The organism is Streptomyces sp. NPDC058308 (genome assembly GCF_042880275.1).
Classification (GTDB): Bacteria; Actinomycetota; Actinomycetes; order Streptomycetales; family Streptomycetaceae; genus Streptomyces.
Window position 1 is genome coordinate 90,423 of sequence record NZ_JBHVZA010000021.1, and the last position, 15,188, is coordinate 105,610.

Consider the following 15,188-nt stretch of genomic DNA (forward strand, 5'->3'; position numbering starts at 1 on the left):
CGCCTCCGCTAACGGGCCTTGATGTCGGTGACCGTCCAGTGACCGCCGGCCAGGCGCGCGGTGACCGAGAGCTGGGCGGCAGCGGTCGTCGCCCTGGCGCCCTCGCGCTCGGCCCGCTGGTCGAGGAAGACGAGCAACCGCGCACGGTCGTCGGCGAGTTCGACGACTCCGGCACGGACCACCTGCGTGGTGAGCGACAGTCTTTGCGCCCTGACTTTCCCCCGGAGCCTGCCGAACAGGGCCCGGTAGTCCTCGGCCGCCTCGCCCCGCAGCACATCGCGTGCGCGTCGCTCGGTGGTGGCCAGGTCCTTGGGCGTGTAGGTGAAGACCGCGGCGAGTGCGTCGCTGACGTCTCCGACGACCCGGCGGGTCCGCTCGCTGTCGGTCAGCGCGCGGTTGGCGGCGGCCGGTGTGTCCTCGGCACGGTCGCTGAGGGCCAGGAGCCCGCCGCCGGTCAGGAGCAGCGCGGCGAGGAGGAGGCCGAGCGGAGTGCGGACACCCGGGCGGCGGCGGGAGGCGGGCGTCGCTTCCGTATCCGCGTCGTCCTCCGCGTCACCGCCGCTTCGGACAGACGCGTCTGCCTCGACGGCATCGTCTACCCCGAGCGCACCCTCTGCCCCATGCGCACCCTCTAATCCGTGCGCACCTTCAGCCCCATGAGCATCGCCTGTTTCGACGGTGTCGCCTGTCCCGACAGCATCCGTCGCCGCCCCGCGCCGGGGTCTCAGTCCTGCACTCATCCGCGTTCCCTCATTCCGCCGCGCCCCCTATTGCGTCCCGGCCGGTATCGCCGTCAGCGAGCTGAGTTTCCAGCCCGCCCCCTTGTCGAGGCTCGCCTCGAAGCGTTTGCGGTCGGTGGTGGATCTTCCGGTGCGTTCGGTCACCTCGACGCGGACGGTGGCGATGACCTTCGCCGTGCCCGACCGGGTGTCGAGGGCGACGACCGCCGCGTCGGTGACCGTGGCGCGGGTGCTGGTGCCCTCCTCTTCGAGGGCCTTGGCACTGTCGTCTCCGGTGCGCCGCAGCTCGTCCGCGAGCGGCCCGTCCGCCACCTGTGTCCAGGCGCGCAGCGAGGCCCGTACGTCCTTGCCGTCCATGGTGTTGAGCACCGCGATGTGCTTGCGGGCCGCGTCCAGTGCGGTGGACCGGTCGCGGGCGTACGCGAGATCGTCGTCGCCACGCGTCCGCGCGTACGTCCATCCCGAGAAGCCGCAGAAGAGTGCGCCCAGAACAAGCGCGGCCGTCCACGTCCACCGTCGCCTCATGACTCCCCCATCCCGAGCAGTTCGGCCAGACCGTTCGGGCTGTCGGACGGGGTCTCGCTCCGCGCGAGCCAGTCCGATCCGGGCCGGGCGGGGGACGGCACGCCGCCGCGCGGTGCGTTCGCCGAGCCGCGTACGTTCTGACCGCCTCCGGGTGCCGCCGTGCAGGCCGCCTCGGTGTTGGCGGGGGCCGGTGAGGTGTCGAGGCCGTTGCGGTAGGTGGTGCCGCCGTATCCGGCCGTGCAGGGCAGCGGCTTGAAGAAGGTGGTGACCATGCCGAAGCGGACTCCGTCGGGGCCGATGGCGGTCGCTCCCGCTGAGGCGACTCGCGGGATGCGCACCATCAGTTCGCGGATGCCACGTTGGCGGGTCACCAGTAGTTCGGAGGTGGTGACGAGGTTGGCGAGCACGACGCCGAGGCCCGGGTCGGTGTCGCGAAGCAGCGCGGTGAACTCGGTTGCCGCGTCCGGGGTCCGGGCGACGAGGCGGCGCAGGTCGGGGTCGGACTTCTTGAGCTGCTCGGCCAGTTCGGCGGCTCCGCTCGCGAAGGACTTCAGGGCGTCGGCCCGCTCGTTCTGGGTGCGCAGGACCGTCTCGCCGTCGATGAGGAGTCCGGTGGTGGCGGGCAGCGCCTTGTCTGCCGCCCGGATGAATTCGCTGCCCGTGTCGATGAGGATCTGCAGGTCCTGCCCGCGCCCCTCGAAACTCCTGCCGAGCTCGTCGACGACCGTGCGCAGTGCGGCGGTGTCCACCGAGGAGGCGAGCCGGTCGACGCTGGTCAGTACGTCGGTGACCGGCGCGGGCGTCCGTGTGGCCCCTCGGGGGACGACCGACCCTTCGGCGAGATAGGGCGCGTCGTCGGTGCGCGGACTCAGATCCAGGTACTGCTCGCCGACCGCCGAGAGGTTGGCGACCTTCGCCTCCAGGTCGGCGGGGATCTTCGGCGCCGATTCCTTGATGCGGATACGGGCCTCGACCCCGTCGTCGGTCAGCTCGACGGATTCCACGCGGCCGACGTCGACGCCCCGGTACGTGACGTTTCCGTGGCTGAACAGGCCGCCGGCCTCGGCGAGTTCGACCTTGACCGTGTAGTAGTCGCGGGCGCCCACGTACCGCCCGAGATCCGCGTACGTCGTCGCGATGTGAGCGAGGACCAGCGCGCCGAGAACGAGAAAGGCGATGTTCTTGAGGTGGGTGGAGAGGGTGAGCACTAGGAGTCGCCTCCTGACGTTCCGGTGACCGCGGGCAGCGGCAGGGAGGAGCGAGCGGCACCGCCACCACCGGCACCGCCACCAGCGCCACGGACCGGTGGCACGATCTCCGTGCCGGGGGCCGCCGCGATCTTCAGATAGACGTTGAGGTAATCCCCCTTCACCCCGGTCAGCACCTCGTCCGTGAACGGATAGGTGAACATCGCCTGCAGCGATTCCGGCAGGTCGGCGCCCGAGTCGGCGAGGTTCCGCAGGACCGGGCCCAGCGCCTTGAGGTCGGCCACGAGGTCGTTCTTCGTGCGGTCGACGGTGTTCACCGCGACCTCGGAGAGCGAGTCCAGGGCGCGCAGCATGGAGACGAGGGACGAGCGCTGGTCACTGAGGACCTTCAGGCCCGGCGGCAGGTCCCGCAGGATGCCGCCGATCTTGCGGTCGCGGGTGGCCAGGGTCGTGGAGAGCCGGTTCATGCCGTCGAGGGCGGCGGTGATGTGCTTCTTGTTCTTGTCGAGACTCTTCGCGGTGGTGTTGATCTGCCGCAGCACGGAGCGGACTTGGCCTTCGTTGCCGCCGAGCGCCTTGTTGAGTTCGCTGGAGATGGTCCGGATCTGCTGTACGCCACCGCCGTTGAGCACCATCGACAGGGCGCCGAAGACCTCCTCGATCTCGGGGTTGCGGTTGGTGCGGGCCACCGGGATCACGGCCCCGTCGCGCAACCGGCCCCGGTTGCGCGCGTAGGCCGCCTCGGTGCCGGTCCTGGTCTCCTGGAGGTCGGGGCGGGCCCTCATGTCCTCGGGGGCCGTGAGCTGGACGTACTTCTCGCCGAGAACGCTTGACTGCTCCAGGTTGGCGTAGGCGTTGGCAGGAAGTCGTACGTCGCCGTTGACCTTGAGGGTGACGCGGGCGGCCCAGCCGTCGGCGGCGAGGCCGATCCGGGTCACGCGGCCGACGTCGACGTCATTGACCTTGACCGCGGAGTGCGGGAAGAGACTCACGACGTCCCGGAATTCCGCGGTGATCTCGTACGGATGGCCGCCGAGGTCGGCCCCGCCGGGCAGCGGCAGGTCCTGCAGACCGTCGAAGTCCGGGAGGCCGCCGACGCCCAGGGCGAGGCCCACGAGGGTCACGGATAGGGAGAGACCCAGTGCGACGCGTGCGGTGCGGCGCTTCATCGTCGGCCTCCCCCGGCGCTGTCCCGCGCGCCGTACACGCTGCCGACCGGCGGCAAGGGCAGGGCAGGCAGGTTCTTGGCCTGCCTGTGCGGGAGGGCGACGAGACGGTCGGCGGCGGCGCCGCGTACCCCGGTGTCCGTGGTCCCCGCGCCTGTCACCCCGGTCCCCGACGCCCCGGCGAGTTCGTTGATGTTGGCGCGGCCGTCGATGGTGCGGGTGCGCGGGTTGTAGGCCCGTTCAAGGTTGGCCGCGGCCAGTGGCAGCACGTCCAGGGCCTCGGCGACCGAGGCCCGCTGGTCGACGACGGACCGGGTGAGGCCCGCCAGCTTGTCGACGTTCGACTTGAGCCGGCCCCGGTTGTCGCTGATGAAGCCCTTGACCTGGCCGAGGGCCTTGCCCAACTGTTTGAGGGCGGCGGCCAGGTCGTCCTTGTCGTCGGCGAGGAAGCTCGCGACGTCCGACAACTGGGTGACGGCGCGGCGCACTTGGCCGTCCTTGCGCTTGAGCATGCTGATGAACTGCTGGAGCTGTTCGACCGTCCGGACGACGTCACCGCTGTTCCCGTTGAGGACGGCGGACGCGCCGCCCAGCTGGTGAATGGTGTCGCCGATGTCCTTGCCGTTGCCGTCGAGGTTCTCCGCGCCTGCCTTGACGAGCCCGGCGAGTGCGCCGTCCTTGTTCGCGCCCTTGGGGCCGAGGGCGTCGCTCATGTCGGTCAGGCTCTTGAGGAGCTCGTCGACCTCGACGGGGGTCGCCGTGTGCTCCGCCTTGATGACGGCGCCGTCGCGGATCTGCGGGCCTCCTCCGTAGGCGGGAGCGAGCTGGACGAACCGCCCGGACACCACACTGGGGGCCACCACGACGGCCTGGACCCGGGCGGGCACCTTCACCCCTTCGTCGAGGGTGAGCCGCACCCTCACCTGCCTGCCCTCGGGCCGGATCTCGTCGACTCTGCCGACGCGGACCCCGAGCACCCTGAGGTCGGATCCTTCGTGCACGGCGACGGCCCGGTCGAAGTAGGCGGTGATGTGCTTGCCGTCGCCGCCGCGTGCCAGAGCCGTCACGCCGACGAGCCCGCCCGCCACGAGCAGCGTCACGACGATGACGAGGACAATTACGCGTGCGTGTCCGCGTGCCGACGCTCGTGTGCGGGCCAGCACACGTGTGGCCATCACACGTGTGCGGGCCGGCTCTCGTGTGCGGACCGTCATCGGCCGTCTCCCTTTTTCGGCGGCATGCAACCGGTGCCCGGGCCCGTGCCCGCGGGCAGATAGTCCTTGGGGACGAGGCCGCACAGATAGCCGTCCATCCAGCGCCCGTTGCCGAGCGTGTTGCCGACGAGCCGGTAGTACGGTCCGGCGGCGGCGAGGGCCTTGTCGAGGTTCTTCTTGTTCTTGGCCAGCACGTCGGTGACCCGGTCGAGCGCGGTGAGCGCGGGCCCCAGCTGCCGTTCGTTGTCGTCGACGAGGCCGCTGATCTCCGTGCCGAGGTCACGGGCGCCGGTGAGCAGGGCGTGGACGACCTTCCGCCGGTGGCGTACCTCTTCGAGCAGCAGGTTGCCGTTGTCGAGCAGCCGCTCGAACTCCGCCCTCTTGCTGTTCAGGGAGGTGCTGAACTTCGCTGATCCGTCGAGGAGTTCGGACAGTTCGTCGTTGCGTCCGGAGATCGTCCGGGAGAGCGCGGCGAGACCGGTCATGGCCTTGCGGACGTGCGGCGGAGTCTTCCCGAAGGCCCCGGTGACGGCCTCGAAGCTCTTGGCGAGCCGGTCCTCGTCCAGGTCGCCGGTCGTGCGGCTCAGACCGTTGAAGGCCTCCATCACGTCGTACGGGGAGGTGGTGCGGCGGGCCGGGATGCGCTTGCCGGGGTCCTGCTTCCGGCTGCCGAGCGGGTCCACCGCCAGGTACTTGGCGCCCAGGAGGGTCTTGATGGCGATGCCGACGGTGCTGCGGTCGCCGATCCAGGCGTCCCGCACCTCGAAGGCGACCTTCACCTTGGGGCCGTCAAGGGCGACGTCCGCCACCTCGCCGACCCGTACGCCGGCGATCCGCACCTCGTCCCCCGCCTTGAGTCCCACCGAATCCCGGAAGTCGGCGGTGTAGCGGGTGCCGCCACCGCCGATCAGGGGCAGCGACGCGGCGTTGTAGGCGAGCAGCCCCACGAGGGTCATGGCCAGCAGCCCGGCCAGGGCGACGGCCACGGGGTTGCGCTCCCCGAAGGGCTTGAGCCGAGGGCGCCGGAGCCGGAGCCCGCGCGGTCCGGGCCGCTTCCCGCGCGGGGACCTCATGCCCGGCACCTCGCATCCTTGATCGCGAGTCCGGTCGGCGGCGGACTGCCGTCGTACGTGGTGACGCCGCTGAGCTGCGCTTCGCAGAGGTAGAGGTTCAGCCAGGACCCGTAGGACGCGATCCGGGAGACGGCGGCCATCTTGCGCGGTGTCTTCTCGAGGAAGTTCTCGACCAGTGGCGTGTCGGCGGCGAGGGTCTCGGACACCCGCCCCAGGTCGCGGACGCCGTTCTTCAGGGGCGCCCGGCCCTCCCGGAACAGGCCGGCCGTGCTCGCGCTGAGCTTGCCCAGGGAGTCGAAGGACCGGCCGATGGTCCTGCGGTCGTCGGCGAACCCGGAGACCAGCTTCTCGACGGTTCCGATGAGTTCGGTGAAGCCCTTCTGCCGGGTGTTGACCGAGGCGAGGACCCGGTTGAGGTTGCTGATGACCTCTCCGATCACCCGGTCCTTGGTGGCGACCGTGGTGGTCAGCGAACCGACCGTCCGCAGCAGGCTCTCGACCGTCCCGCCCTCGCCCTGCAGGACCTGCACGACCGACGCCGCCAGCCGGTTGGTCTCCTTCGGGGACAGGCCCTGCATCAGCGGCTGGAACCCGTTGAAGAGCTGTGTCAGGTCCAGCGCGGGGGTGGTGCGGCTCAACGGGATGGTCTGCCCCGGGCGCAGGGTGCGGCCGACCGGTCCCGTGCCCCGGCGCAGCTCGACGAAGCGCTGCCCGATCATGTTCAGGTACTTGATGGACGCCGTCGCGGACGCGGGCATGATCCGGTCCTCGTCCAGCGCGAACTCGACCTCGGCGTAGCGGCGTTGGACGATCTCGATCGAGGACACCTGGCCCACCTTCACCCCGGCGATGCGCACGGAGTCGCCTTCGTTCAGACCGGTGGCGTCGGTGAACCAGGCCTTGTAACCGTGGGTCCTGCCGACTTCGGTGCCCGCGATGCTCAGGGCGAGCACGGTGGTGGCCAGGGCGGTCACCACGATGAAGATCAGCGACTTGACGGCGGGGCCGGTCAGGCTGCGCTGTCCGCTCATCTCAGCCTCACCTCCGCCCCGCGGAAGGCCGGTCCGGCGAGCACGCTCGACCAGTCGGGCAGGGGGCCGCGTGGCGCCTTGTCCTGGTCCGGTGCGGCGAGGAGTTCGGTGACAAGGTCGTTCTCCTGGGGCGAGTTGGCCACGCCGAGACCACCGGCCACACCGCTCAGGGTCGTGGCCGTGCTCTGCCGCGTGGTGTACGAACCCCCCGTGTAGGGGACGGGGTAGCAGCGCGGCCCGCCGCCCGCCTCGTAGCGGGGCGTGTCCCGGCCCGGCACATAGGCACCGCGCGAGGGGACGACCCGCACGTCGACGCGCAGGCCCGGCCGGTCCGTGCCCTTGCCGAGAGCGGCGTCCATGGCCGGGACGAAGTCGGCGACCGTGCGCAGGGTGCAGGGGAAGGCGGGCGCGTACCGCGCGAGGATCTCCAGGGTCGGCCGGCTGGTCGCGGTCAGCCGGATGAGGTTGGCCCGGTTGGCGCGCAGCCAGCCGCCGAACTCCTGGGAGCTGCTGGTCACCGACGCGTACAGCGCGGAGAGCTCGGTCCGCCGGTCGGCGATGGTGGCGCTCGTGACGGTGGCGTCGTGCAGCGCGTCGACGAGGTCGGGGGCCGCCTCGGCATAGGTGTCGCTCAGCTCGGCGAGTTCCTTGATGTCCTCGTTCAGGGACGGCAGATGGGGGTTGAAGTCCTTCAGGTAGCCGTTCAGCGTCACCAGCGAGTCGCCGAGCTTCTCGCCCCGCCCTTCGAGGGCCTTGGCGAGGGCGGACAGCGTGGCCGAGAGGTCCTGCGGCCGTACGGCGGTCAGCAGCGGCATCAGATTGTCGAGCACCTGCTCCAGTTCGACGGCGCTGCGGCTGCGGTCCTGCGGGATGACGCTGCCCGCCGCGAGCGGCCGCGTCGAGGGGTGTTCCGGCGGTACGAGGGCCACGTACCGCTGCCCGAAGAGGGTGGTCGGAAGGAGCTGGGCCCGGACGTCGGACGGGACCCTGCCGATCCTGTCGGGCCGCAGGGCGAGGGTGAGCCGCGCGGCGGAGCCGTCCGTGTCGATCTTCTCGACCTCGCCGACCACGACACCGCGCAGCTTGACCTCCGCGCTCGGGTGTATCTCGCTGCCGGCCCGTGCCGTCTCGACGACGACCGTCGCGGAGGACGTGAACTTCTTCTGGTACACGGCGATCGACAGCCACACCAGCAGGGCGGGCACCACGAGGTACACCACTCCGGCGAGCCGTCTGCGGCGGGCCAGAGCGCCCTGCGTGGGGCGGGTGCGCGCAAGGGGCACCGTCCTGGGACGGGGCCGGGTCTCCGGCGCATCGGGCGAACGCGGCGGCTTCGGCGGGGCGCTCATCCGGCCACCTTCACCGTGGTCGTGGCGCCCCAGAGCGCCAGGCTGAGAAAGAAGTCGGTGACGCTGATGAGCACGATCGCGGTCCGTACCGAGCGGCCGACGGCCACCCCGACCCCGGCCGGTCCGCCCGAGGCGCGGAAGCCGTAGTAGCAGTGCGCGAGGATCACGAGCACGCTGAAGACCAGCACTTTGAGGAAGGACAGGAGCACGTCCGTGGGGACGAGGAAGAGATGGAAGTAGTGGTCGTACGTTCCCGTGGACTGCGAGTTGAACAGCACGGTCGTGGCGCGTGAGGCCAGATAGGAGCCGAGCAGTCCGATGCCGTACAGCGGGATGATCGCGAGTGTGCCGGCCACGATGCGGGTGCTCACGAGGAACGGCGTGGAGCGCACGCCCATGCTCTCCAGGGCGTCGACCTCTTCGTTGATGCGCATCGCGCCGAGCTGGGCGGTGAAGCCCGCGCCGACCGTGGTGGACAGGGAGAGGGCGGCGACGAGCGGGCCGATCTCGCGGGTGTTGAAGTAGGCGGAGACGAATCCGGTGAACGCGTCGGTGCCGATCTGGCTGAGCGCCGCGTACCCCTGGAGGCCGACGACCGTGCCAGTGAAGACGGTGATGCCGATCATGACGCCGACGGTGCCGCCGATCACCCCGAGCCCGCCGCTGCCGAAGGCGACCTCGGCGAGGAGCCGCTGGATCTCCTTGGGGTAGCGGCGCACGGCCCGAGGGATGCCCAACAACGCCCGGGCGTAGAAGAGGAGTTCGTCGCCGGGCCGGTCCAGCCAGGCGAAGGCGCGGCTCCCGCGTCCGCGTTCGGTCAGGGCCATGGGTCACAGCCCCTTCGGGGGGACGAGCTGCAGATAGACGCCCGTCAGGACCATGTTGACGAAGAAGAGGATGAGGAAGGTGAAGACGACGGACTGGTTCACCACGTCGCCCACGCCCTTCGGCCCCCCTTTCGGGTGGAGCCCGCGGTACGCGGCGACGACACCGGCGATGAAGCCGAAGACCAGCGCTTTCAGCTCGCTGACGTAGAGGTCGGGCAGCTGGGCCAGCGCGGAGAAGCTGGCGACGTACGCACCCGGAGTGCCGTTCTGCATCACGACGTTGAAGAAATAGCCGCCGAGGGTGCCGACCACGGAGACCAGGCCGTTGAGGAGCAGCCCGACCAGCATCACCGCGAGCACCCGGGGGACGACGAGGCGCTGGACGGGCGAGACGCCCATGACACGCATGGCGTCGAGCTCCTCGCGGATGGTGCGCGAGGCGAGGTCCGCGCAGATCGCGGACCCGGCGATGCCCGAGATGAGCAGGGACACGATCAGCGGGCTGGCCTGCTGGATGATGACGAGGACGCTGGCGCCGCCGGTGAAGGACTGGGCACCGAACTGCTCGATGAGGGAGCCCACTTGGAGCGCGATCACCGCTCCGAACGGGATCGTCACCAGCATCGCGGGCAGGATCGTGACGCTCGCGATGAACCAGAACTGCTCGACGAACTCCCGCCACTGGAAAGGCCTTTTGAAGGTCAGGCGCAGGACACTCACCGCGAGCATGAACATCTGGCCGATCTCGCGCAGCACGCCCAGGCCCGGCAGTGGCCTGCGCGCGGCGGGAGGAGCGGTCATGCGCCCGCTCCCCTGCTCACGCGGGGCGCGGCGAGCGTGGGCGCGTCGCCGCCACCCCGTTGGCTCTGCTCGCCACCCCACCGGCCCGCCTCGCCGTCCTTCGAGCTCGCCTCCCCGCCCCGCCGATGCGCGTCGCCGCCCCGCGAGCTCGCCTCCTCGCCCCGCAGGCTCGCTTCGACGGCGCGGCGGGCCGCGGGCGGCAGCTCGTGCACCATGCCCTGGACCCGCTCCCGGCGCCGACGCACCGCCCGGCGCTCCGGCAGTCCGGGAGTGGGCGCGAGCTGCGGCACGATTCTCCGCTCCGTGGCGGGCCCGGCGACGATGCCGCGCGCGGCCTCCAGGTCCAGGGTGGCCTGGTCCTTCTCCTCGGACATGCCGATGGGGCCCGCCCTGCGGGCGTGGAGGAACTGCTCGACCACCGGCTCCTCGCTGGTGAGGAGCACCTCGCGGGGTCCGAAGATCACGAGGTTGCGGCGGAAGAGCATGCCCATGTTGTCCGGGACGGTCGCCGCGATGTCGAGATTGTGGGTGACGATGAGCATCGTGGCGTCGATCTCGGTATTGATGTCGATGAGGAGCTGCGAGAGGTACGACGTGCGCACCGGGTCGAGCCCCGAGTCCGGCTCGTCGCACAGGATGATCTGCGGGTCGAGCACCAGAGCCCGGGCCAGGCCCACGCGTTTGCGCATGCCGCCCGATATCTCGCCGGGCAGCTTCTTCTCGGCACCGGCGAGGCCGACCAGATCGAGCCGCTCCATGACGATGCGGCGGATCTCCGATTCCTTCTTGCGGGTGTGCTCGCGCAGCGGGAACGCGACGTTGTCGAAGAGGCTGAGCGAGCCGAAGAGCGCGCCGTCCTGGAACATCAGGCCGAACAGCTTCCGGGCCTCGTACACGTCCCGCTCGCGGCTGTTGACCATGTCCACGCCGTCAATGAGCACGTGCCCCCGCTCGGGGCGGACCAGGCCGACGATCGACTTCAGGAAGACTGTCTTGCCGGTGCCGGACGGGCCGAGCATCACGCTGACCTCGCCGCGCGGCAGGGTGAGCGTCACGTTCTGCCAGATGTTCTGCTTGCCGAACGACTTGGTCAGCCCTTCGACGACCACTTCGACTCCCATCGCACCTCCTTGCTCAGAGTTCGGGGTTGCTCGCTGTTCACGCCTTGGCCCCGCGCGCCCGCCCGGCGGTCAGAGGCCGGGGAGCTCCGGGACCGTGCACGGCGATCCCGCGCCGCAGACGCGCCCCTGGCGGATCTTCAGCGCGTTGCCGGGCCCGGAGACCGCACCCGAGAGCAGTGCGTCCAGGTCCTCGCCGTGCACGCCGCACCCTGCGAGCGGCGGGATGTCCAGCTCCCCTTGCAGCAGCCCGCCCTCGCTCACCGGATAACTGCCGGTGAGTTCCGTCTCGACGGGTCGCGAGGTGCGGCACCGGGGCCCGACGTCGAGGGGCACCCCGTTGACCCGTACGTCGTAGAGGCGCAGATGCTGGCGGTAGCCGACCCGGGTCGTCGGCGGCCTGCCGGGACGGATGACGTTGACGATGGTCGCCGGTTCGGGCTCGAAGCGGATCCTGGCGGTGGTCGGCTGGAACCCGAAGGTGAGGAACGTGCCCTCGGCGTCGGGGAGTCGCATGTCTCCGAGGTGGTCGTACTCGACGTACCCGGGCGCCCTCACCTCCCGCAGCCGCATGGCGAGGCGCATGAGCCCGACCCGGCGCCCGCGCGGGTCGTTGACGAGGGTGGAGCTCTTCAGTTTGCGCAGGGTGGCGAAGCCCACCGGCACCGCGCACGTCGAGGTCGGCTCCAGCTCGCTGACCTCGCCGCCCGCGGGCACGGGCGGCAGCCGCTGCGGGTCGAGCTCGCCCTTGGGCGCCTCCGCCGGGCACGCGTCCGTGGCGGCGCGGGGCCGCGGCCCGGTCTCGACGCCCTTCGGGGTGCCGTTCGGGGTGCCTTGTGGAGCGTCGCTGTCCGGGGCATCACTTCCGGTGTCCGGTGCCGACGGTGTGCTTGAGGCGGCTGCCTCGACGGGGACCGTCGCGAGCAGGGTGTCCGCGCCCCGGGCGGGGGCGCAGGCGAGCCGGGCCGGGGGCGTGCCCGTGCCGCCGGCGGCCGGGGCGGTGGCGGCGTCAAGGGTGAGGGTCAACTTCCCTGCCCTGAAGGTGACATCGCCTCCGGAGCCGACCGTCACGTACGGCACGTCGCCGCCGAAGCCGAACTCGACGGAGCCCCGCGCGGGCAGCTTCACCTCGGGGGACGCCAGGTCGGCCCACTCCGCCCCGGCCCGCTCCCGCCCCTGCGCGACGGCCATGGCGACCGCGGCCGCCCCCGTGGCCGACACCGCCCCCTCCGGCAGCAGCTCCGCGACGGCCTGCCGCGGCAGGCTCGCCCGTACGCTCACCGCCCTGGGCCTGATCGGCTTCCCGGCCACGCCGCGCTCGGGAAACGTGACGTCGAAGGCGACCTCGACCTGCCGCGTTCCCGACGGCAGTGCGCAGTCGTACGCGGCCGTGAGCCGGGCCTCGCGCTGATCCCGCGCGGCGGAACCCGAGCCGGGCAGCAGACCGAGCACGCAGGCCGCGACGGCGACCACGGCCGGTCGGGTGGTACGCCCGCCGCTCAGGGCACCGGTCATCGCTGCTCTCCGATCAGAGGGCGGACCCCGCGGCAGGGGGGCCGCCGCGGGGTCCGGTGGGAAGGTCCTCAAGTGGTCCCGAAACCGTCGGGGCCACCCGTGCGAAGGGGAGATCCGCACCTCAAAGGACCCGGGCAGGCGTCGGGAAATGCCTTCTGACAAGGCCCGATCTGCTTTCTGTTCAGCTTGCGATCCGGACCTTACGCACGGGTAACTGAGCGGCGCAACGGTCGAATTGCAAAAGCGCCCCGGCCCGCGGCCACCTGGCAATTCCTTGTCCCCCGGGCAGCAATTCCGAATGCGGCTTCGTCCATAAGTGAGCACTCTCCCGCCAGCCCCTTGACGGACCGCACACGAGCAGGGCGCCCTGAACACGGCACCGACGGGACGGAGTTGTCAGATGAGAGTGGCGAGCAGGGTGCACACCGACTGCCCATGGTCTAACGTGCCAGAGGTCCCGAAGCGCCGAGATCAATTATGACCTGCCGCCAGCCGGCGACCACCGAGGTCGCCCGGGACCGGTCGTGCCCCCCATCACCACCGGTCAGCGGTTTCGATCACGGGCGGAGTAAGGGGAGTTCCATGACAACTTCACTGAAGGCGGTGGATGCGGGACACCCGGCGTCCGCTCTCCCGCGCGAGTTCGCCGCGGTCATGCGGCCCGAACTGCCCGGACTGATCCAGGAAGTCATCGACGAGATCCGCCGCTCCTACCCCGAGTACGCCGAAGTCCTCGACGGCCCCTACTCCCGGGCCGTGCATCTCGTCGTCGAGCACAATCTGACGAGCTTCGTCGATCAGGTCGCCGCCCCGGACACCTCCACCGTCCAACGCGACAAGGTGTGCCGCATGTTCGGCCGCTTCGAGGCCTACGAGGGCCGGAGCCTGGACACCATGCAGGCGATCTTCCGGCTCGGCGCCCGGCTCGCCCTCAACCGGGCCAAGCGGGTGCTCCGGCGGCTCAACCTGCCGGCCGGTCTGATGCTGTCATTCGCCGACGCTCTGCTGCTCTACGTGGACAACCTGATAGACGTCTCCCGCGAGGGCTATCTGGAAGCGCGGGCGGAGATGGAGCAGGGCCAGGACATTCAGCGCCAACGGCTCCTCAAGCACCTGCTCTCGGATGTGGCCGCTCCCCGGGCGACCCTCGTCGAACTCGCCGAGCGCGCCAAGTGGAAGCTGCCCGACGAGGTCACGCCGATCGCGTTCAGCGCGGACGGCAAGCCGGAGCGGGGCGCGGTCTCCGAGGACGTCCTGGTCGATCTGAGCTCCCCGCTGCCGCACGCCCTGATCCCCGGGGCCGTCGACGAGTGCCGCCGCGCCTTCATGGACGCCGCCCCGCGCAGCATCCGCGCGGCCGTCGGCCTGACCGTGCCGCTCGCGGACGCGGCAGAGTCCCTGCATTGGGCCCGAAGAGCCCTGAGCCTCGCCGAGGCCGGCATCCTCGACGACACCTCGTACATCTACTGCGAGGACCATCTGGTCACGCTCACCCTCTTCGCCGACCCCGGCCTGATCACGGCGCTCGCCAAGCAGCAGCTCGCCCCTCTGGCGGGTCTCACCGCCAACCAGCGCGACCGGCTCATCCTCACCCTGCGCGCGTGGCTCGACACCCGGGGGAACGTCCTGCAGATGGCCGAAGTGCTCCATCTCCACCCGCAGACGGTCCGCTACCGGCTGCGCAACCTGGAGAAGGTCTTCGGCGACCTGCTGGCCTCCCCGGACCGCCGCTTCGCCACGGAAATGGTGCTGCGCGCCCTGGAGTTACGCTCGCGCCGGCCGTGACGGGGGACGTCGGTGCAGGACGCTCGTGGAGACCTCCGTCGCCGTCGCCCTCCTGGAGCAGGCCCAGCGCCACGACGAGGCGTACCCCCTGGCCGACGCCTGCCATAGCGGCCCCCCAGCCCGCCGTCACCTTCAGCTCTTGGGCATGAGGACGGTGTCGATGATGTAGACGTGGGCGTTGGCGGTCCTCACGTTGCCGCACACCACGTCGGCACTGTCGTTGACCTTGTACGACTCGCCGGATCCGGACGTGGTGAGCTTGGTCTTCTCCAGCGTCTCGAAGGAGCCGTCCGCCAGGTCCTCGGGGGCCAGCCTCTTGCCCACCACGTGGTAGGTGAGGATCTTGGTGAGCTGGTCCTTGTCGGCGAGGACCTTGTTCAGGTCGGCCTTGGGGATCTTGGTGAAGGCGTCGTTGGTCGGGGCGAAGACGGTGATGTCCTCGGCGTTGTTCAGCGTGTCGACGAGACCGGCCTTCTTCACGGCCGTGACGAGCGTGGACAGGGCCGGGTTGTTCGAGGCCGCGGTGGCGACCGGGTCCTCGGCCATGCCCTCGAAGCTGCCCTTGCCGTCCTTGGGAACGGTGGAACAGGCCGGACCGAACGGCTCGTTCACGCGCCCCATGTCCTCGGACGGGCCGGACTTGTCGGCTCCCCTCGCGGACGCGTCCGACGCGCTGTCGGACGCCTTGTCCTTGGAGTCACCGTCGGAACAGGCGGTCAGCCCCAGCGGCAGCAGGGCGGCCGCGGCGACGGCGACAGCTACACGGCGGATACGAGTCTGCATGGCAATCCCTCGACGTTCAGTTTCCGTGAGGGCCCTCTGCCCTCATCACCTGG

At 70.6% G+C, this 15,188-nt stretch carries 14 protein-coding genes; 1 reads left to right on the forward strand and 13 read right to left on the reverse strand.

All coding sequences use genetic code 11. The features are described 5' to 3' along the window. Positions 1-8: 8 nt before the first annotated feature. The 12 genes from ACFVYL_RS26395 to ACFVYL_RS26450 all read right to left on the reverse strand — a co-directional run bounded on the left by ACFVYL_RS26395 (position 9) and on the right by ACFVYL_RS26450 (position 12,567). Positions 9-740, reverse strand: coding sequence for a hypothetical protein (locus ACFVYL_RS26395; RefSeq protein ID WP_389719985.1), 732 nt, complete (start codon positions 738-740; stop codon positions 9-11). Positions 741-767: 27 nt separating this feature from the next. Further along, complete coding sequence (locus ACFVYL_RS26400; protein ID WP_389719987.1) at positions 768-1,265, reverse strand: hypothetical protein; 498 nt, start codon at positions 1,263-1,265, stop codon at positions 768-770. Then, the gene (locus ACFVYL_RS26405; protein WP_389719988.1) at positions 1,262-2,473 is read right to left on the reverse strand and encodes an MlaD family protein; all 1,212 of its coding nucleotides are present in this window, start codon (positions 2,471-2,473) and stop codon (positions 1,262-1,264) included. The genes ACFVYL_RS26400 and ACFVYL_RS26405 overlap by 4 nt, the downstream gene beginning before the upstream one ends. Beyond that, positions 2,473-3,642 (reverse strand): MlaD family protein, encoded by a 1,170-nt coding sequence (locus ACFVYL_RS26410; protein WP_389719989.1) that lies wholly within the window; start codon positions 3,640-3,642, stop codon positions 2,473-2,475. The genes ACFVYL_RS26405 and ACFVYL_RS26410 overlap by 1 nt, the downstream gene beginning before the upstream one ends. Continuing rightward, on the reverse strand, positions 3,639-4,814 hold the full coding sequence (locus tag ACFVYL_RS26415; protein WP_389720103.1) for an MCE family protein: 1,176 nt from the start codon (positions 4,812-4,814) through the stop codon (positions 3,639-3,641). The genes ACFVYL_RS26410 and ACFVYL_RS26415 overlap by 4 nt, the downstream gene beginning before the upstream one ends. A gap of 35 nt (positions 4,815-4,849) precedes the next feature. Continuing rightward, positions 4,850-5,926, reverse strand: a complete 1,077-nt coding sequence (locus tag ACFVYL_RS26420; RefSeq protein ID WP_389719990.1) for an MCE family protein — start codon at positions 5,924-5,926, stop codon at positions 4,850-4,852. Beyond that, positions 5,923-6,957: an MCE family protein gene (locus tag ACFVYL_RS26425; RefSeq protein ID WP_389719992.1), complete on the reverse strand. Its 1,035-nt coding sequence runs from the start codon at positions 6,955-6,957 to the stop codon at positions 5,923-5,925. The genes ACFVYL_RS26420 and ACFVYL_RS26425 overlap by 4 nt, the downstream gene beginning before the upstream one ends. Further along, positions 6,954-8,306 (reverse strand): MCE family protein, encoded by a 1,353-nt coding sequence (locus ACFVYL_RS26430; RefSeq protein WP_389719993.1) that lies wholly within the window; start codon positions 8,304-8,306, stop codon positions 6,954-6,956. The genes ACFVYL_RS26425 and ACFVYL_RS26430 overlap by 4 nt, the downstream gene beginning before the upstream one ends. Further along, complete coding sequence (locus tag ACFVYL_RS26435; protein WP_389719995.1) at positions 8,303-9,133, reverse strand: MlaE family ABC transporter permease; 831 nt, start codon at positions 9,131-9,133, stop codon at positions 8,303-8,305. The genes ACFVYL_RS26430 and ACFVYL_RS26435 overlap by 4 nt, the downstream gene beginning before the upstream one ends. A 3-nt stretch (positions 9,134-9,136) precedes the next feature. Further along, entirely contained in the window at positions 9,137-9,934 is a 798-nt protein-coding gene (locus tag ACFVYL_RS26440; RefSeq protein ID WP_389719996.1) for an MlaE family ABC transporter permease, read from the reverse strand. Then, the gene (locus tag ACFVYL_RS26445) at positions 9,931-11,055 is read right to left on the reverse strand and encodes an ABC transporter ATP-binding protein (protein ID WP_389719997.1); all 1,125 of its coding nucleotides are present in this window, start codon (positions 11,053-11,055) and stop codon (positions 9,931-9,933) included. The genes ACFVYL_RS26440 and ACFVYL_RS26445 overlap by 4 nt, the downstream gene beginning before the upstream one ends. A 69-nt stretch (positions 11,056-11,124) precedes the next feature. Further along, on the reverse strand, positions 11,125-12,567 hold the full coding sequence (locus ACFVYL_RS26450) for a DUF6801 domain-containing protein (protein ID WP_389719998.1): 1,443 nt from the start codon (positions 12,565-12,567) through the stop codon (positions 11,125-11,127). Positions 12,568-13,149: 582 nt separating this feature from the next. Here ACFVYL_RS26450 and ACFVYL_RS26455 point away from each other — a divergent pair. After that, positions 13,150-14,352: a PucR family transcriptional regulator gene (locus ACFVYL_RS26455; protein ID WP_389719999.1), complete on the forward strand. Its 1,203-nt coding sequence runs from the start codon at positions 13,150-13,152 to the stop codon at positions 14,350-14,352. 132 nt (positions 14,353-14,484) lie between these two features. Here ACFVYL_RS26455 and ACFVYL_RS26460 read toward each other — a convergent pair whose 3' ends face one another. Next, entirely contained in the window at positions 14,485-15,135 is a 651-nt protein-coding gene (locus tag ACFVYL_RS26460; protein WP_389720001.1) for a fasciclin domain-containing protein, read from the reverse strand. Positions 15,136-15,188: the final 53 nt, after the last annotated feature.